This window comes from Micromonospora sp. DT201, from assembly GCF_049841575.1.
Taxonomy (GTDB): domain Bacteria; phylum Actinomycetota; class Actinomycetes; order Mycobacteriales; family Micromonosporaceae; genus Micromonospora.
Window position 1 is genome coordinate 33,792 of record NZ_JBNCKP010000006.1, and the last position, 17,111, is coordinate 50,902.

15 protein-coding genes are annotated in these 17,111 nt (G+C 70.6%); 3 read left to right on the top strand and 12 right to left on the bottom strand.

Annotated elements, in window-relative coordinates; genetic code table 11:
- Positions 1-99 precede the first annotated feature (99 nt).
- The 6 genes from ACLQ28_RS13550 to ACLQ28_RS13575 all read right to left on the bottom strand — a co-directional run bounded on the left by ACLQ28_RS13550 (position 100) and on the right by ACLQ28_RS13575 (position 4,468).
- On the bottom strand, positions 100-903 hold the full coding sequence (locus ACLQ28_RS13550) for a metallophosphoesterase (RefSeq protein WP_425686595.1): 804 nt from the start codon (positions 901-903) through the stop codon (positions 100-102).
- 153 nt (positions 904-1,056) lie between these two features.
- The gene (locus ACLQ28_RS13555; protein WP_425686596.1) at positions 1,057-1,656 is read right to left on the bottom strand and encodes a PepSY domain-containing protein; all 600 of its coding nucleotides are present in this window, start codon (positions 1,654-1,656) and stop codon (positions 1,057-1,059) included.
- A 94-nt stretch (positions 1,657-1,750) separates the two neighbouring features.
- Entirely contained in the window at positions 1,751-2,305 is a 555-nt protein-coding gene (locus ACLQ28_RS13560) for a DUF5872 domain-containing protein (RefSeq protein ID WP_425686597.1), read from the bottom strand.
- Between the two features lie 28 nt (positions 2,306-2,333).
- Entirely contained in the window at positions 2,334-3,623 is a 1,290-nt protein-coding gene (locus ACLQ28_RS13565) for an ATP-binding protein (RefSeq protein ID WP_425686598.1), read from the bottom strand.
- Complete coding sequence (locus ACLQ28_RS13570) at positions 3,620-4,315, bottom strand: response regulator transcription factor (protein ID WP_425686599.1); 696 nt, start codon at positions 4,313-4,315, stop codon at positions 3,620-3,622. The genes ACLQ28_RS13565 and ACLQ28_RS13570 overlap by 4 nt, the downstream gene beginning before the upstream one ends.
- A gap of 24 nt (positions 4,316-4,339) precedes the next feature.
- Positions 4,340-4,468 (bottom strand): hypothetical protein, encoded by a 129-nt coding sequence (locus ACLQ28_RS13575; RefSeq protein ID WP_425686600.1) that lies wholly within the window; start codon positions 4,466-4,468, stop codon positions 4,340-4,342.
- Positions 4,469-4,600: 132 nt separating this feature from the next.
- Here ACLQ28_RS13575 and ACLQ28_RS13580 point away from each other — a divergent pair, with 132 nt between their 5' ends.
- Positions 4,601-5,095, top strand: a complete 495-nt coding sequence (locus ACLQ28_RS13580) for a septum formation initiator (protein WP_425686601.1) — start codon at positions 4,601-4,603, stop codon at positions 5,093-5,095.
- A gap of 12 nt (positions 5,096-5,107) precedes the next feature.
- On the opposite strand, the gene ACLQ28_RS13585 is transcribed toward ACLQ28_RS13580, so the two are convergent.
- Together ACLQ28_RS13585 and ACLQ28_RS13590 are read right to left on the bottom strand one after the other, a co-directional pair.
- Positions 5,108-6,184 carry a hypothetical protein gene (locus ACLQ28_RS13585; protein WP_425686602.1) on the bottom strand — a complete coding sequence of 359 codons (1,077 nt, stop codon included), beginning with the start codon at positions 6,182-6,184 and terminating at the stop codon, positions 5,108-5,110.
- A complete protein-coding gene (locus ACLQ28_RS13590) occupies positions 6,181-6,528 on the bottom strand; it encodes a PadR family transcriptional regulator (protein WP_425686603.1) in 348 nt (115 codons plus the stop codon). The genes ACLQ28_RS13585 and ACLQ28_RS13590 overlap by 4 nt, the downstream gene beginning before the upstream one ends.
- Positions 6,529-6,615: 87 nt before the next feature.
- Here ACLQ28_RS13590 and ACLQ28_RS13595 point away from each other — a divergent pair, with 87 nt between their 5' ends.
- Entirely contained in the window at positions 6,616-7,026 is a 411-nt protein-coding gene (locus tag ACLQ28_RS13595) for a hypothetical protein (RefSeq protein WP_425686604.1), read from the top strand.
- Positions 7,027-7,080: 54 nt separating this feature from the next.
- On the opposite strand, the gene ACLQ28_RS13600 is transcribed toward ACLQ28_RS13595, so the two are convergent.
- The 4 genes from ACLQ28_RS13600 to ACLQ28_RS13615 all read right to left on the bottom strand — a co-directional run bounded on the left by ACLQ28_RS13600 (position 7,081) and on the right by ACLQ28_RS13615 (position 15,548).
- Positions 7,081-11,013, bottom strand: coding sequence for a ThuA domain-containing protein (locus ACLQ28_RS13600; RefSeq protein WP_425686605.1), 3,933 nt, complete (start codon positions 11,011-11,013; stop codon positions 7,081-7,083).
- Positions 11,014-11,231: 218 nt separating this feature from the next.
- Positions 11,232-12,692 carry a hypothetical protein gene (locus tag ACLQ28_RS13605; RefSeq protein ID WP_425686606.1) on the bottom strand — a complete coding sequence of 487 codons (1,461 nt, stop codon included), beginning with the start codon at positions 12,690-12,692 and terminating at the stop codon, positions 11,232-11,234.
- Positions 12,689-14,545 carry a dynamin family protein gene (locus ACLQ28_RS13610; protein ID WP_425686829.1) on the bottom strand — a complete coding sequence of 619 codons (1,857 nt, stop codon included), beginning with the start codon at positions 14,543-14,545 and terminating at the stop codon, positions 12,689-12,691. The genes ACLQ28_RS13605 and ACLQ28_RS13610 overlap by 4 nt, the downstream gene beginning before the upstream one ends.
- Positions 14,546-14,660: 115 nt before the next feature.
- Entirely contained in the window at positions 14,661-15,548 is an 888-nt protein-coding gene (locus tag ACLQ28_RS13615) for an IniB N-terminal domain-containing protein (protein ID WP_425686607.1), read from the bottom strand.
- A 297-nt stretch (positions 15,549-15,845) separates the two neighbouring features.
- Here ACLQ28_RS13615 and ACLQ28_RS13620 point away from each other — a divergent pair, with 297 nt between their 5' ends.
- Positions 15,846-17,111 (top strand): Hsp70 family protein, encoded by a 1,266-nt coding sequence (locus ACLQ28_RS13620; RefSeq protein WP_425686608.1) that lies wholly within the window; start codon positions 15,846-15,848, stop codon positions 17,109-17,111.

The following is a 17,111-nucleotide window of genomic DNA, read 5'->3' on the forward strand; positions in this document are numbered from 1 at the left end:
CGCCCCGCCTGCGGAGTGGCCCACGATGATCGGCGGCTTCAGGCACACGTCGCGGCGCGACTCACCCCGCGACGCGAGACACGTCCCGCAGCCATGGATTCACACAAGCCGGGTGAGCAGGATGCGGCCACCCTCGTACACCCCACCGTCGACGGCGACGACCCGACCGTCGGCGTACCACAGTGCTTCCCGGACATCCTGCGGCGCTACGCCGAAATACTTGGTGAGCGTGCTGTGCCCGTGCACAAGCACATCGCCGCCGAGCGTGCCCAGCATCGCCGACACCACATCGTCCGGACGCGCCGACTCGGCCTTCCGAAACGCACCCCGATCGCTCATCCGCCCGCAGAACTCCAGCCAGTTAACACTGTCCGGAGAGGTCATAGCCGCGGCCACTGCCGCGTTGACGGCGTCAACGGTCTGTCCGAACTCCAGGTAGCGAGCGGTGTCGGAGTGGACAAGGAGGTACCCGTCGACGACCGCGACCGCCGGCAGGCTCCTGATCCAGGCGACGTGCTCAGGGGTCAGTCGGCGTAGGTCGTCCGCACGCCCGCCGAACCGCGCCCAGCCACCTCGGAAGCCGCCGGGCTCATCCCATCCGGGGATCGGGGCGGTGCCGAACCGGTGCGCGGCGAGCAGTTGCACCTCATGGTTGCCCAGGAGCGCGCGTACCTCGCCGCCCGCGACCTCGGCCGACACCGCAAGTTGTCGAATGTCATCGATGACGCCGATGCCGTCCGGGCCACGATCGACGTAGTCACCCAGTAGCCACAGCCTGGCGTCTCCCCCGGACCACTGTCCCGCAGGGTCGACGAGACCTTCGTCGCGAAGTGCGGTCCGCAACTCGGACCGGTGACCATGCACGTCGGCGACCACGTACAGCGGCGACTCCGTTTTTGACATCGATCAAGCCTACTCGCTGAGCTGTCAACCCGATGCACGTCGTGGTCAGCGCTTGACCGCAAGAAGCGGCGCCCCCACCGGGATCGTGGGATCCGGCCGGAGCGCCGCTGATTGATGCCGGTCGTCGGCGTGTTGCCGGTCGTCGACCTAATGTCAGTCGTCGTCGCCGGAGCCGTCGTCATCGTCGTCGTCGTCGGACTGGTCGTCCTTGCCGTCGTCGTCCTTGCCGTCATCGTCCTTGCCGTCATCGTCATCGTCGTCGACCGGCTCCTGCTCGGCCTTGACCACCGAGCCGTTGTCCCGGTCGACGTCCACCTCGTGCTCGGTGTCACCCGCGACGATTTCGACGCTCCACACCGGTCGGCCGTGCTCCTGCTCGGCCTCGACCTCGACGATCCGGCCGCCACCAGCCTTGGCCAGCGCGATCTCGCCGGCGCGCTTCTCATCGACCGCGCTGCCCGCCGGCGAACTGCCCGCCGAGGGCGTGCCGGTCGACGGAGCGCCGGTCGACGGAGTGCCGGTCGACGGCGTACTCGATGGGGTGCCGCTCGACGGCGTCCCGGTGGTCCCCGGCGCGGCGGTGGTGGCGCTGTCGTCCGGCGCGTCCGTGGCCGTGGGGGCGACGGTTGCCGCGGCGAGTGCCGTGCCGCCCGTCCGCGAGTCGTTCGCGGCGTTGACGCCCAGCGCGACCCCGGCCACCGCCAGCACCGCCGACCCGCCAACCGTCGCCAGAAGCAGATTGGTGCGCTTCATCGTGGTCTCCACCTTTCCTCAGTTGTCGACGTTGAGGATCGGTCGGACCGGGATAGCAGCGCGCTGTCCGAACGCTAAGGCCGGGTTAAGTCCGTCAGCCGCGCCGGTTGAGTTCCGCTTCGAGCCGCTGGACGAGCGTCTTGCGATCCTTACCGGCGTGCTCGTTCCGTAGTGCGGTCCTGAGCTGTCGCGTGTCGAGGCCACGGACCAGCTTGGCCGCCTCGGCAACCGACATCTCCGACATCTGGCCGGCCGTGGTGGCATCTCGACGCGCTCGTTTGGCCGGCCCGGTGTTGGCGACGTACTGCTTGCCGGATCGGGACGCTTCGCGCTTCTTGGTGTCGGTCGCGCGCCTCTGGCTCTCCGACATCTCTTCCCAGGCCTTCTTGGGCAGATAACGACTCGTCGTGCCGCCCTTGCGTGCACGAGTGTCGCCCTCCTTCGTCTGCCATTTCTCGTTGCCCCAGCGCTGGAGGGACTTCTGCCGCTCGTCCTTTTCGCCCAGGAATCCCCCGCCGCGCTTCTTGTACTCCTGAGTGACCAGCTGTGACTTGCGCGCCGACCACTGCCCCGGTTTTCCACCCTTGTCGGAAGCCTTGACTTCTTCCTTGATCTGCTCTCTGAGCTCGGGTTTCGTATACCGCGCCATAGGTGGCAGCTACCCGCGCGTACCGCGCCTATGCCTCCCGGCGCGACGTCGGTGGTCCGAGCCGGAGCAACACCTGCGCCCCGCCTTCCGGGCCGGTCCGCAGCTCCAGACGGCCGCCGCCGGCCTGTGCGGCACGCCGGGCGATGTCCAGGCCGAGGCCGGTCGACCCGGCCGCGCTGGCACCTCGACGCACCGCCCCGACCGGCATACCCAGGCCTTCGTCGGCAACCGTGAGGACCACCTCCCCCGCATCCTGGGCGAGCCGGACGGCGAACGGCGTGCCGTCGGGCGTGTGCGCGAAGACGTTGCCGAGCAGAGCGTCCACAGCAGCCGTCAGGTTGTCGGCGGCAACGCCGACAGGCAGCGGGCCGGGCGCCAGGTCGAGGGTGACGGACCGGCCGGTGTCCTCTGCCAGCACCGACCAGAACGCCACCCGGTCGGCGACGATGGCCGCCGCGTCCGAGGTGGCTGGCTCCGCCGCCGGTGAGTGGCGCCACCGCGCCTGCCGGATCAGCCCGGTGACCGCCCGTTCGAGGCCATCGGCGGCGGCGGTGATCCGGGTCGCATCGTCTGGGTCACGCAACGACTCCGCCTCCAGCCGCAGTGCCGTCAGCGGGGTACGCAACTGGTGCGACAGGTCGGCGACCTGCTCGCGCTCCTGAACCAGGAGCACCTGGATCCGGGTGGCGAGATTATTGAGCGCACCAGCCACCTCGCGCAGCTCAGCCGGGCCGGCTGGCGTGACCCGGGCGTCCAGCTCGGCGTTGGCCAGCCGGTGCGAGACGGCGGAGAGGTCGCTGATCGGCCGGACCAGGGTGCGCGCCAGCCGGTCGGCGACCAGCAGCCCGATCAGCACGAGGATCACGCCGAGCAATGCCAGCACCAGCCAGGCCCGGGTCACCCCGGCGGTCAGCTCGTGCTGGGGCACCACGATCCGGATCACCCCGGTGCCGTCCGCCCGCCCCTGCACGGCGATGACCACTTCCCGGCCGTCCGCCGACTCCCCGGTGAGGCTCTGCCCCCGCGCGGCCAGGGCCACCGCAGGCGTACGGGGTGTCTGGGCGCCGAGCACCGTACCGTCCGGCAGGAAGACGCTCACCGGCCGTCCGGACTCCGCGGCGAGCTGCTCGACGGTGAGCCGGATGGTCGCCGCGTCGGCAGTGCCGACCACCGGCACCAGACTCTGCGCGTCGGCGGTGGCCCGAACGGTGGCGCGATCCTCGGCGACCGTCCGAACCAACAGCGCCAGCGGCACCAGGAACGCGATGAGGGTGAGCACGCTGACGGCGGCGACCAGCAGCGCGAGCCGTGCCCTCACAGCTGCGCCACCGGTGCCTCAAGTCGCACCCCGACACCGCGCACGGTGTGCAGATAGCGAGGCTGCTGAGCACTCTCACCCAACTTGCGGCGCAACCAGGACAGGTGCACGTCGACGGTCTTGTCGGCGCCGCCGTACGGGATCTGCCAGACCTCGGTGAGCAGCTCACGTTTGGTGACCACCTGTCCGGGTCGGCCGGCGAGGTGGTGCAGCAGGTCGAACTCCCGGGGCGTCAGCTCGACCGCCACCCCGTCCAGGGCAACCTGTCGGGCCCTGGGATCGATCCGGAGCCCGCCGACGACGAGTGCCGGGTCCGGCGCGTCGGCGCCGGCGGGTCCCCGTCGCAGCACCGCCCGGGCGCGCGCATCGAGCTGCGCGGCGGTGAACGGCTTGACCACGTAGTCGTCGGCGCCCGCGTCGAGCACCCGCACGATCTCGGCCTCGTCGTCGCGCGCGGTGGCCACGATGACCGGCACCGAGTTGACCGCGCGCAGCATCCGCAGCAGCTCGCGTCCATCCAGGTCGGGCAGGCCCAGGTCGAGCACCACGAGGTCGGGCCGGTCCTCCAGCGCGTCGCGGAGCCCGGCCATCGCGGTCGAGGCCGCGGCCACCGCATGGCCGCGTTCCCGCAAGGCCCGGATCAGCGGCGTACGGATGGTCAGGTCGTCCTCGATGAGCAGCAGGCGGGCCACCCTGGCAGGCTAACGGTTTCGCCCTCAGGACCTCGCGATCTCGCCGTGGCGGTCGACGAAGCGGCCCGATCGTTGTCCGGGCCCAACGGTAGCGAGGGCGACGACGGCGTCCGTGCCCTCGGTGGCGGTCTGCGGGACGGACGGCTCGCGCATGATCGACTCCATGTCGCCGATGTGGCGGTATCTCAGCTCAGGGATACCGCAACATCGCCGAAGCGGAGTCGACCACCAGCAGTGCCCATCGGGATGTGCCGGCGTCAACACCGAATCGGGGATAGTCGAGGCATGAGCCGTCGTTCGATCCTCGTCGCCGCCGGGTGGGTGGCCACCGCCGCCGTGGCAACCCTGATCGGGCTGGGTGCGATCCGACTGGTGGGCGAGAGCATCACCGGCACGCCGGGCGGGGTGCGCAGCGAGGCCGAGATCGAACGCGCGCTCGCCTCGCCGGAGCCGACGCCCACTGCCACCACGAACGTCGCGCCTCCCGGCCCGGGCACGACGAGCGCCACACACCCCGGCCCGGGCACGACGAGCGTCGCGCCGACCGCCAGTTCCGGGGTCCGCCGGAGTTTCGCAACCGACGGCGGCACGGCCGTGGCCGAGTGCGGTGCCGGCGGCGTACGCCTCGTCTCCTGGGCACCCGCACAGGGCTACCGGGTCAGGGACGTGGACCGGGGCCCGGACGACGATGTCGAGGTCACGTTCGAGGGGGCGGCCCGCGAGTACGAGTTGAAGGTGCGCTGCATCGGCTCGGAGCCGGTTGCCGCCGCCGACGACTGACCGTGGGGCGACCTACTGCCCCACTGGCTGCTCGCGGTCGGCGGCCCGGCCGAGGGCGACCATGCGCATGGTCTCCTCCCGACGACGGACGAGCAGTGCCCCGGCCAGGAAGGTCACCGGTAGGACGAGCAGCAGCATCGCCCACTGCGCCGGCACCAGGGGAATGACGTGCCCCATGTGCATGGTGGAGGTGGACCAACCGGCGAGGGCGCTGTCGATCACCAGGGCGAGCGCCGCGACCGGGAGGAGCATGACGACGATCCGTCGGCGTACCCCGGGGTCGAGCCTGACCAGCGCGACCAACATGGTCAGCGCGGCGGCTGCCAGACCTGCGACGTAGAGCCAGATGACCAGCTCGCTGCTCGCCTCGATGCCGTAGAGGACCTGGTAGGACGTTCCGCCAACAGGGTCGAGGGTGGGGCGGGTCATCCGGTTGATCTCCAACAGTGCGACCATCACGGCCGGTGCGAGCAGCAACGCCATCAACCGGCGTACGCCCAGGAGTGCTCTCGCCCGGTGACGCGATGCTGGCACGGTCAGCGCGGCGGCCGCCACGACGGCGAGGGCGATCCGCGGCAGGGTGTCCACCACGTAGGTGAGCTCGGCACCGGCCTGGGGAGCGACCAGCGCGACCCAGCCGATCGCGCCAGCCCAGGCCAGACCGGCGGCTGCCCAGCGCCACCCGAAAAGCACGGCGAGGCAGACACCCGCCCAGCCGGCCACCCGAAGCCAGTCGACGAGATCGGGGCTGCCCGGCCCGTACCCCGGTGGCAGGCTCGGATCCCGGATGAGCTGGTCGAGCAGCGACTTCCCGGCGAGCGCGAGCAGAATGGACGCGACCAGCAGGCCCGTCACCGCCGCAGTGTCCGCCCAGGTCGACCCGGTGAACCCCCGTGCGCTCACCCGCAGCCGAGCCCTCAGCCCGGCACCGATCAGATTCAGCGTGTCACCGGCGGCGGGTCGCCGCTGGCCCGGCCGCGCGCCGGCGACGAGCACGGCCAGCATCTCGTCCTCGTACGCCCGGCGGTGCTCCCACGGATAGACGGCCAGCAACCGTCGGTAGCGGCGTTCCAGATCGTCGCTGCTCACGCTGCGCCTCCATTGCTCAGCAGGCCGCCTCGGCGCAGCCGCACGCGGGCGGCGTCCGCGTTGTGCCGCAGTCGATCCGCCTCCTCGACGAGTCGACGCGCGCCGAGCGCGGTGAGTCGGTAGTAGCGGCGCAGTCGCGACTGCACCACCTCCTCGCGCTCGACCTCGATGAGGCCGTCGGCGCGGAGCCGGTCGAGGACGGCGTAGAGGGTGCCGGCGCGGAGGCGCACCCGACCGTCGGAGATGCGCAGCACGTCCTCGATGACGGCGTAACCGTGCTTGGGTGCCTCGGCCAGCGCGGTGAGCACCAGAAATGTCGGTTCCCGAAGTGGACTCTCGGTCATGCCGAGGAGCATATACCGTCCATCGGTATATGCAAGGAGGAGGAATTCGCTACCTGGTCCGGACCTGAAGATCGCTAAGCTCCTGCCGTGATCCGCACCCTCGTTGTCGCCTCTCTGCTGCTGGCTGGTTGCTCTCCCACCGAAGCGCCCGCCCCCGCGGCCAGCTCCACCACGCCCTCGGACAAGTTCGCCGCCTCCGCGTGCACCCGCGTGGCGCTCACCATCGAGAAGAACAACCCTCCCGTCGAGGACGTGGGCACTGCGATGCGCGCCATCGAAGCGACCGATCCCGGCGTCCGGGAGGCCGGGCAACGACTCGGACCCCTCGCCGAGGAAGCCGGCAGGCTCTGGGTCGAGAACGACCCCACCGTCGACAAGGGGCCGGCCAACCTGCGCCTGGCCGACGCCCGGAAGGGGTTGCTCACGGCGTGCACCAACCTGTTCGGCGCCTACCCGTGGCCGTTCACCAGGCAGCCCTCGCCGACGCCCAGCAGTTGAGCGACCGACGTGGCCGGCACGGTGATCCGTGCCGGCCACGTCAGCGGTGGTGACTCAACTGGTGTACGCCTCCACCTCCCAGAGCGAGTGCCCGTAACCGGTGCCCCGGGCGGTGCCGTTGATCCGCAGGTAGCGACCATTGGCGCCGAGCGCGGTGTGCTCGTCCACGCCGCCGTCGGCGCCGGTCACCGTCTTCACGGTGGTCCAGGTGGTGCCGTCGTTCGAGGTCTGAATCTGGTACGCGCTGCTGTACGCCGCCTCCCAGCTCAGCTTGACCCGACCGATCGCGGTAGGCGTGCCGAGGTCGACCCGGATCCACTGCTGGTCGGAGAACGTGCTCGACCAGCGGGTGGTGAGACTGCCGTCCACCGCCTTGGCGCCGGCCACGTCGGCCCCCTCGTTGCTGGACGTCGACGTCGGCTTGCTCAACAACAGGTTGGTTCCCGGCCCGGTCGGGTTACCGGTGCCGCCGTACACCTCGAACTCGAACAGCGAGTAACCCCAGCCGGTGCCCCGGACGGTGCCGAGGAGCCGGACGAACCGGCCGGAGCCGGTAAGCCCGGTCAGGTCGTCCACGCCGCCGTCGCCGCCGGTCACCGTCCGGATCGTGGTGAAGTTGACCCCGTCCGGTGAGGTCTGGATCTGGTACCCACTGCCGTACGCCGCCTCCCAGGTCAGCTTGACCCGGTTGATGGAGTACGTGGCCCCGAGGTCCACATCGATCCACTGCGGGTCGCTGAACACGCTGCTCCAACGGGTGCCCGACGCGCCGTCGAACGCGTTGGCCGCGACATACGCACCCTCGAAACTGGAAGCTCGGGCCGGCTTGCCCTGGGCCAGGTTGCCGGTGGACGGGTCCGGATCGGGGCCTGGGCCGCCGGGGTTGGTGGAGAGGGTGAACTCGTCGATGTCGAAGTACGGGCCGGTGCCCTTGAAGACCAGGAACAGGGTCCGGGTGCCGGTCGGTGCGGTGACCCCACCGGTGACCGTGGCGAAGGTGGCGTACCCGCCGGTGGGCGCCACGGTGGCCGAGCCGACCAGCGGCCCGGTGGGCGAATCGACCCGCAGTTCCAACGTGCCGCCGCCGCCGGCCGGGGCGCCGACCCGGGCGCTGAACGACTGGATGCCGTTCAGGTTGTAGGGGCGGAACGAGATCCAGTCGTTGTTGTCGACGTACCCGACGGCGGCCCCGCCGTGCCCGGCCGCTCCGGCGACGACCTGGACGCCGGACGAGTCACCGAAGTGCTCGGCCTGACGCACCCGCGGCTGCAGGACGGCCTGGGTGTGTGTGGTCAGCGCCGGTTGGCCGCCCCCGCCCAGGTCGGTGTATTCGGCGTCGATGATGCCGAAGATGTTCGCCGCGGTGTCGTGCTCACCGTCGGCCGAGGTCTGGATGACCCCGGTGCAGCCCTGCACGCTGCCGAGCTGGTGGCCGTGCGAGTCGTGCCCGAGGACATAGTTGACCTTCACCCGGGCACAGTTGATCGCGCCGTCCTGGGCGTCGGTGATGGTGACGGAGAACGGCACCGCGTCCCCGAAATTGAAGGTCTGCCCGTTCAACGGGGTGTTCACGGTGACGACCGGGGCGCTGTTGCCGACCGTGACGACCACGCTCGCGGTGGCTGCCTTGCCGGTGGTGTCCCGGACCGTGAGCGTCGGGCTGCGGGTCCCGTTGGTGGTGTACGTGAAACTCGGGTTCGCCGCGGTCGAGTCGGTGGTGCCGTTGTTGTCGAAGTCCCAGGCGTAGGTGAACGGTTCCCCGTCCGGGTCGAGGGTGCCGGCCGAGGAGAAGGCTACGGTCAGCGGGGCGGTGCCGCTGGTCGGAGTGGCCGAGACAACCGGGCGTGGCGCTCTGCCCGTGCGGGCGTACTCGATCCGGTAGAGCGCCGAGTTGGCGTCGCCGTTGAACCAGCCGGTGCCGTAGTCGAGCACGTAGAGCGCGCCGTCCGGCCCGAACTCCATGTCCATGACCTGGGTGCCGGTCCACGGGAACGGGTTGATCTTCAAGGGTTGGCCGGCCGAGTCGAGCTTGATGTTCTTGATCCAGCGGCGGCCGAACTCACCGGCGAAGTAGGTCCCGTCGTAGTACTCGGGGAACGCGACGGCGGAGGTGTTGTTCGGGTCGTACCGGTAGACCGGGCCGCCCATCGGGGACAGGCCGCCGCCGGTGAACTCCGGCGGTGAGCCGGACCCGCCGTACGGCAGCCACGCCGAGATGGCCGGCGGCAACTGGGTGATGCCGGTGTTGTTGGGCGAGTTGTTCACCGGCCCACCCGCGCAGTTGAACTTCGGCCCGGACGGGCCGGACGGGAAGGTGTAGTCGTTGTACGCGTCGTTGCGGGCGGTGCAGTACGGCCACCCGTAGAAGCCGGGCCGGTCGATCCGGGCGAACTCGACGTTGCCCGCCGGCCCCCGGTTCGGGTCGGCAGTGCCCGCGTCGGGGCCGTAGTCACCGAGGTAGACGATGCCGGTGGCCTTGTCCACGCTCATCCGGAACGGGTTGCGGAAGCCCATCGCGTAGACCTCCGGGCGGGTCCGCGCGGTGCCCGGGGCGAACATGTTGCCGGCCGGGATGGTGTAGCCCCCGGCGGCGCTCGGCTTGATCCGGAGCACCTTGCCACGCAGGTCGTTGCTGTTCGCCGAGGTGCGCTGCGCGTCGAAGGCCGGGTTGCGCCCGGCCCGCTCGTCGATCGGGGTGAAGCCGGCCGAGTCGAACGGGTTGGTGTCGTCACCGGTGGACAGGTAGAGGTTGCCGGCCGCGTCGAAGTCCATGTCACCGCCGACATGGCAGCACATGCCCCGGCTGGTCGGCACGTTCAGGATCAGCGTCTCGCTGCCCAGGTTGATGGTGTTGTCCGCGTTCACGGTGAACCGGGCCAGCCGGTTGACGCCATCCCAGACAGCGAACTCGGCCGGGGTGCCGGTCGCCGGGGCACCGCCACCGGGTGTGCTCAGCGGTGGGGCGTAGTACGCGTACACCCAGCGGTTGGTGGCGAAGTTCGGGTCCGCCTTGATGCCCTGCAGGCCCTCCTCGTCCCCGGTGTAGACCGGCAGGGTGGCGGCGATCTTGGTGTTGCCGGCGGCGTCGGTGTGCCGGATCACGCCGTTGCGGGAGGTGTGCAGCACGCCCCGGTCCGGCAGGACGGTGAGGCTCATCGGTTCGCCGGTCTCGGCGGCGCCCTTGGCCAGCTCGACCTGCTGGAAGCTGCTGTTGACGGTGCCGCCACAGTCGGCGCCGACCGCTCCGGACGCGGTCATGATGCCGCCGAGGAGGTGCTGACGGAAGTTCGCCTCGGTGAACGACGCGTCGGTGTGACCCAGGCCGGTGTACCAGGCCCGGCCGCCGGAGTAGTTCTGGCACCAGGAGATCGGGTGGTCGGCGCCCATGCTTCCGCCGGTGTAGGTGCTCTCGTCCAGGGTCGCCAGCACGTGCACGTTGCCCCGAGGGTTGGTGCGGTAGTTGTACAGCTCGTCGAACCGGCTCCACCGCTGCGGCAGCGTCGCGGTGGACGGGTGCACCTGATCGGCGACCTTGACGGTGACGGTCTGCTCGGCCGGGTGCGAGGCGAAGTACGCCCCGACCAGCCCGCCGTACCAGGGCCAGTCGTACTCGGTGTCGGACGCGGCGTGCACGCCCACGTACCCGCCGCCGCCGGTTATGTAGCGCTCGAACGCGGCCTGCTGCGCGGCGTTGAGCACGTCGCCGGTGGTGGACAGCCAGATCACCGCGGCGAACCGGTCCAGGTTGGCGTCGGTGAACTGGGCTGCGTCCTCGGTGGCCTCGACGGTGAAGCCGTTGGCGGCGCCGAGCTGCTGGATGGCGGCGATGCCCGGGGTGATGGATCCGTGCCGGAAGCCGGCGGTCTTGCTGAAGACCAGCACGGTGAACGGTGCGGCGCTGGCCGCGGGTGGCACGGCGACGATGCCGCCCGCCACGAGGATCGCGCTCAGCGCGACGCCGAGCCACGCTCTCAGGGATCTGCGCACGATAGTCCTTTCGCGGTGCGGGGACGGCGTGCGCCGATCACGCCTGGCGGTGGTGGGACGAGACATGCGAATGCATCGTTGCGTTCGGACGGTAGGTGCGTCAAGCACCGACACAGAATCTGTGAGAGCGTTATCTCCGCAGGTCAGAGGCGACCGTGGAGAGCGAGATCAGATAACGGTTTTCGGGCCACACGATCCGCCACTGGCGCACGTCAGCCTCAGCGACCGCCCGCGACCAGCTCGGCGATCATCCCCTCGCAGCTGCGGACGACGACCTGCGCCCCGCGCCGCTGCGCCAACGAAAGCAGGGGGTCCTCCGACCGGTCCCGCCATCGCCACTGCGCGTCAGCGGCGACTTCCCAGAGTCGCTGCGCGGTCGCCTCGTGCTCGACACCGAGCCGGGCGGCGAGGCCCACCCCGTTACCCCCGATGAGCCGCTGCGCCTCGGCGGCCAACTCGGCGTCGAACCCGAGCCGGGCGTTGCGCAGCGCCACCAGCAGGCGTAGCTCCCGGAACTCGTGTGCACCGGCGAGGATCCGTTCGACCGCGCCAACCAACTCGTCGGAACCCCGGGTGGGCTCGGCCCGCAGCAGCGTCTCCACCGCAGCCAACGCGGACCGGGCCTTGAGCGTGTCGCCGCGATCGATGAAACAGCGTGTCACCGACTCACGCAGCTCGGTGAGACCACTGCGCCGAATGAGCTCGGCAGAGAGCTTCACCCGGCTGTCGAAACCACTGCGCACCAAGGTGGCCGCCAGCCGGACACCGAAGACCCCAAACCGATCCAGCAGCGCGGCGCGCACCTCGGTCTCCAGCCGTACCGGCAGCTCACCAGCGAGGAAACGGTCGGCGGAGATCAGATGGGCGTCCAGCTCCGCCCGGGGCACCTGGGCCAGGGTCGCGAGCGCGGCGAAGTCCGACTCGCCGAGCATCCTGCCCGCCAGGCCGATCATCCCACTGCACGCCACCACGTTCACGCTGAGCGCACTCACCCGCGGATCGCGGTAGTGCCGGCGAGCGAGCTGGCGGGCAGTCAGCAGACCGTCGATCCGGCCTCCGCCGGTCTCATCGGCCCGGGACAACACCATGATCACGTTGATCGGGGCGGCCTGTCCGACCGCACTGTCCCGGCCGGACTCCAGCACCCGCAGATCGCTGTCGCGGGCATCGCGGGTCAGGTACAACACCGCGTCCGAGTCCCGCAGCACCCGCTCCAACACCGGCACCCGACCCTGCTCCACACTTCCGCCGACCGCCGGGGTGTCGATGAGCGTGACCTGCCGCAGCGCCCGCGTCGGCCACTGCACCACGATGTCGCGCACGTCCCCCGTGCCCCAGCCGAGATCCACCCGCAGCCCGGTTGCCGACTTGACCACCGTCAGCTCCTGCGGAGGTTGACCCGCCGGGTAGGCGGTCGCGCGCGGCTCAGCGCCGTCCTCATACCAGGTGAACGCGCCGTCTGCCCTCTCGACCGGTGCGACCTCCTCGCCCATCAGCGCGTTGACGACCGTCGACTTGCCGGAACGCCACGGGCCGGCGACCGCGATCCGCAGTGGTTGCTCCAACCGGGCAACCTGATGCCGCAACTGCCCGACGGCTCGGGCATTGTCCTGATAGAGATCGATGGCCTGGTGCAGCAAACCCCAGGCCGCCTCGTCCAGGCGCAGTCCCACGGTCATGCCTGCGGCTCCAACAGCAGCGGGGCCGAACGGGTGCCGGTCAACTGCTGAGCCTGCTCGTAGAGCGCCGCCAACCGGGTCATCTTCAGCCGGATCTCGCGCTGCCGCTGCTCGCGCACTGAAGCATCGGTGTCGGCCTCCTGCTTGGCACTCCGAAACGACTGGACAATAGCCTCCTGGAGCTCCTCGGTCAGCCCCGTGAAGTGGTCGCGCAGCATCCGCTGCACCTGCCGGGTGGCGTCTCGACAGTCACGGATCATCCGGACGAAGAAGTCGTCGACATGCCGCTGGATGGCCGTCTTGACGGTCGCCTGGCGGCGACGGAGCAACTGCTTACTCTCGTCGCGGATGCTCTTGCCGCCGAAGAGCGCCCCGATGCCCACCGAGACCGGGTTGATCATCGGCATTCCGGCCAGTGTGGTCGCCAGACCAAACATCAGCATGCCGCCGTACGAGCCCTTCATGCCGGTGAACAGCTTCTGGCCGGTGGTGAACCGGTCGATCGTCGGCCGTTGCAGCTCTGGCAGCCGCTCGCCGATATCGTCCGGCATCGTCATCGACCAGGGCGGCAGCACGTCGTAGCCGTACCGGTCGAAGTTGGCGGCCACCCGGCGGGCGATCCAGTCGCAGCGCTGGATCAGCCACTCGTGGTTGGCCTCCGCCGCCTCCACCAGGCTCCTCGCCAGCCAGTCCTCGAAGGTGTCCCAGGCGACCAACGGATCGGCGGTGTCGAACGCCTCGTCCACCGTGCGGAGAATCTGTCGGGTCCGGTCACGAAGGTCGTACTCGATGTCGGAGAGCAGATCGGCGATCTCGTCACTGAGGATGTTCTGCCACCGGGTGGAGCAGCGGCGCAGTTCGTCGACCTCGCGCTGCGCCGCATGCAGCCGGGAAATCGGCCCGGACTGCTCCTCGGCCTCCTGGGTCGCCAACTCGGCACGCAGCGGCGCGGCCAGTTGCTCCACCACCGTTCGAGCCACCGTCTGCACCGACGCCCGGGCCAGTTGGTCGGCCTTACCGGCAAGGTCCCGTTGCAGTCGGGCGATCAGCACGGGAAAACCGGACTCGGCGTTGAGGCCCCGGTCGTCGGCAGCGGCAGCGCGCAGCCGCAGCGTCGCCGAGACCGGGATCAGCGCCGCCGGGACGCCGGCTTCGGCCAGGTGCTGACGATTGCGCTCGGCGACCGCCCGCCAGTCCGCCACCAGATCGGTCTTGCTCTGCACCACCACCACGTTCGGGTGCGAGCGTATGACGTGCAGCAGCATGTTCAGCTCGGCGACCGACAGTTCCCGGGTGGAGTCGGAGACCAGCAACACAGTGTCCGCCCGGGCGGGGGCAGCGACCGAGGCGGCGCCGCCGATACCGGCGACCTCATCGGTGCCGGGAGTGTCCACAAGCACCAACCCGGCGCCGAGCAAGGCGCGAGGCACCCCGATCTCGACGTACGCCGGGCCGCCGCCCGGCCGACGCCCGATCATGCCGGCCACGCCCTCCGCGACCTGGTTGAGCGCCACCGGGGTCCGCTCGACGGTCACCGCGACCGCAGTGCCGGCTGGACGGCCGGGAGCCGGCGGCGGAGCCTGGGCCACCGCGACCGACGGGGCCTCGGCATGGTGCACCACGGTTGGTAGGACTGTCGTGCGCCCATCGCCGACCGGGCAGGCCGGCGCGTTGATGATCGCGTTGATCAGCTGACTCTTGCCCTGGTTCGGCTCACCGATGACCAGGACGCGCAGCGTCGGGTCCAGCAGTTGGGCGCGCTTCTGCCGGACCGTCTGGAGCAGGTCACCACGACCGTGTGCACTGCACGTACGGGCGATGTCGTCCAGCACGTCCAACCAGATCCCGGCCATCACCGCACCAAGTGTGCTGATTTCGGCTCAATTATCAAGAGGGGCCGGAGTTGGAACCGGAGAGGGCCGGATCGCCCGAGACGATCCGGCCCCCCGCTCCGACCGGAAATCCGGGTCAGAGCAGGCCGCCGGTGATACCCAGCAGCCCGTGATCGGCCGAGGCGTGCGAGTCGCCGCCGAGCACACCATCGGTGACCCCACCGGTCACGTCACCGACCGTGTCGGTGACACCGGGGAGGAGGCTGTCCACCTGGTGCGTCACGTCGCCCACCGTCGACGGCACGTCGAGCGGCGGGACCACGCCGCCGACGACACCGTCGCCGTGCCCGAGGCCCAGCCCGCCGAGGGTGTCGTCGACACCGAGGGAGCTGACGACCCCGCCGAGCTGACCGTGGGCGCCGGAGAGGACGCCGCCGGTCAGGTCGCCGCCGATCAGATTCGGGTCGGTGTCGCCGAGCAGGCCGGTCGGGTCACCGGCGGTGTCGGTGACGTCCCCGAGCACCGGGTCCGCGATCGCGTCCACCGGCTGCACCACATCGGCGTCGAGGGTGTGCGCCACGTCGGAGACACCGGCCAGGTCGGTGTCGAGGCCGTACGGACCGACGCCCAGGCCGATCCCCGGCAGCACGGTGACCCCGGCGGCAGCCGTCGCCGGGTCGACCGCGATGGCACCGAGAACGCCGGCCTTGACGTCCACACCGTAGGGAGAACTCGTGACGCTGATCTGGTGCGCCACGCTCTGCAACTGGCCCACCACGTCGGTGGTGTCGGTCACCAGCGGGTCCAGCCCGAGCTGCCCTGCGGACGCGGCGAACGGCGTGAGGCCCTGCCCCGGTGCGTAGTCGACGACCAACGGCACGACGTCCTGCACGTCCGCCGCGGTGATGTCGGTGAGCCCCGCCGCTCGCAGCGCACCCTCGGGGTCGAGGTCGAAGGCCGACCGGGCGTCGGGGTTGGTCAGCAGGTCGAGCACGAAGTCGTGGAGGGTCTGGTGCGAGTCCATGTGCCGGGTCTCCTCGGATGTGGCGTCGGCGAGTGTCGTACGTCGACAGTGACGCTATTGCCGGGCACACCCCCGGGCATCGGGGCTCAGCCCGCATCCGGCCCGGTTGAACTAGGGGCACCGCCACCTCGTACGTTAGGGGGAGAGGGGGAAACCATACCGGCGAGATTAGGGTCCCGACCAGGGACTGATCTCTGGTACGAACGTAGGAGCCCGCGGGGTTCGCCGGGGGTGGGTCGTCGGGCAGCACCGACGCCATCGCCACCGACCGGCCGACCCACGGGGAGAGAAGAGACGATGCCGTACGTCCTGGGGATAGACATCGGTTGCACCAACACGGCCGCCGCGGTCGCACGGCGACACGGCGCGACCTGGACGCGTCCCGAGGCCGTCCCGCTGCACGTCAACTCAGCTCTCGTACCGTCGGTGCTGTCCCTGTCGGAGGACGGCTCGTTGCACGTCGGCGAGCCCGCAACCGACGACGGCAGCCGCACCACGCGGGACTTCGTCCACCGGATCGGTGACGACGTGCCCCTGCTGCTCGGCGGCGAAGCCTGCGCGCCGCAGACGCTGACCGCCGAGCTGGCGGCGTGGGTGGTGGATCGGGTCCACGCCCTGGAGGGCGGTGCCGCCGAGGCGATCGTGCTGAGCCACCCGGCGGGGTGGCGCCCCTACCGGCGAGAGGTGCTGCACCGGGCACTGTCGGGCTTCGGCCTACGTCACGTGACGTTGCTGCCCCGCACGGTCACGGTGGCCGAGAGCCACGCAGCCCGTGGGTTCGCGGGCAGCATGGCCGTCGTCTACGCCCTGGGGGGCAACAGCTTCGAGGCGGCCCTGGTGCGTCGCACCCCGCGCGGCACGTACGAGACGTTCGGCACCCCCCAGGGTCTCGACGCGATCGGCGGCGTCGACTTCGACGAGGCGCTGGCCGAGTACGCCCGTACGACACTGTCCCGAGAGTTGGCCACCACCGCACGGCGCGGCACCCAGGCCGCGTTACGCGGGCTGCGCGCGGAGTGTGACCGGGTCAAGCGGGCGCTGACCGTCGAGCTGACGGCCGACGTGGTGCTGACCCTGCCGAACGGCCCGGCACGCATACCGGTGACCCGGGCGCAATTCGAGCACATGATCCGCCCGACGGTGCAGGCCACCATCGACCTCCTGCTTCGGGCCGTGCAGAGTGCCGACCTGACGCCGGCGCAGCTCGACGGCGTCCTACTGGCGGGCGGCTCGACCCGCATTCCGCTCGTCACCGAGCTGATCAGCGCGGCCCTTCCGGTGCCCGTCGAGGTAGAACCAGACTCGCAACTGACCGCAGCGACCGGGGCGGCGATGGCCGCCTGCCAGGTGGTGTCGCCGCGCCCTCGCCAGCCGGCACCGGTCCGCGACCCGGCCCCGGTGAGCGGCACCGGCCGGGCCACCGTCCCGGCACCGCGCCGCCCCCACCACGACACCACCGTCCCGGGTGATCCGCCACCGCGGCCACCGGTCCGGGTCCTCCCACTGGAACTGCCGAAGCCGTCCCGCCTGGTGCTGGCCCGCAGCCGGGGACGCGAAGGATGA

Excerpts from the sequence above, each read along its gene's own strand:
- ACLQ28_RS13550 (WP_425686595.1), bottom strand. The coding sequence starts at position 903 with ATGTCAAAAACGGAGTCGCCGCTGTACGTGGTCGCCGACGTGCATGGT.
- ACLQ28_RS13555 (WP_425686596.1), bottom strand. The coding sequence starts at position 1,656 with ATGAAGCGCACCAATCTGCTTCTGGCGACGGTTGGCGGGTCGGCGGTG.
- ACLQ28_RS13560 (WP_425686597.1), bottom strand. The coding sequence starts at position 2,305 with ATGGCGCGGTATACGAAACCCGAGCTCAGAGAGCAGATCAAGGAAGAA.
- ACLQ28_RS13575 (WP_425686600.1), bottom strand. The coding sequence starts at position 4,468 with ATGCGCGAGCCGTCCGTCCCGCAGACCGCCACCGAGGGCACGGACGCC.
- ACLQ28_RS13580 (WP_425686601.1), top strand. The coding sequence starts at position 4,601 with ATGAGCCGTCGTTCGATCCTCGTCGCCGCCGGGTGGGTGGCCACCGCC.
- ACLQ28_RS13590 (WP_425686603.1), bottom strand. The coding sequence starts at position 6,528 with ATGACCGAGAGTCCACTTCGGGAACCGACATTTCTGGTGCTCACCGCG.
- ACLQ28_RS13605 (WP_425686606.1), bottom strand. The coding sequence starts at position 12,692 with ATGACCGTGGGACTGCGCCTGGACGAGGCGGCCTGGGGTTTGCTGCAC.
- ACLQ28_RS13610 (WP_425686829.1), bottom strand. The coding sequence starts at position 14,545 with ATGGCCGGGATCTGGTTGGACGTGCTGGACGACATCGCCCGTACGTGC.
- ACLQ28_RS13615 (WP_425686607.1), bottom strand. The coding sequence starts at position 15,548 with ATGGACTCGCACCAGACCCTCCACGACTTCGTGCTCGACCTGCTGACC.
- ACLQ28_RS13620 (WP_425686608.1), top strand. The coding sequence starts at position 15,846 with ATGCCGTACGTCCTGGGGATAGACATCGGTTGCACCAACACGGCCGCC.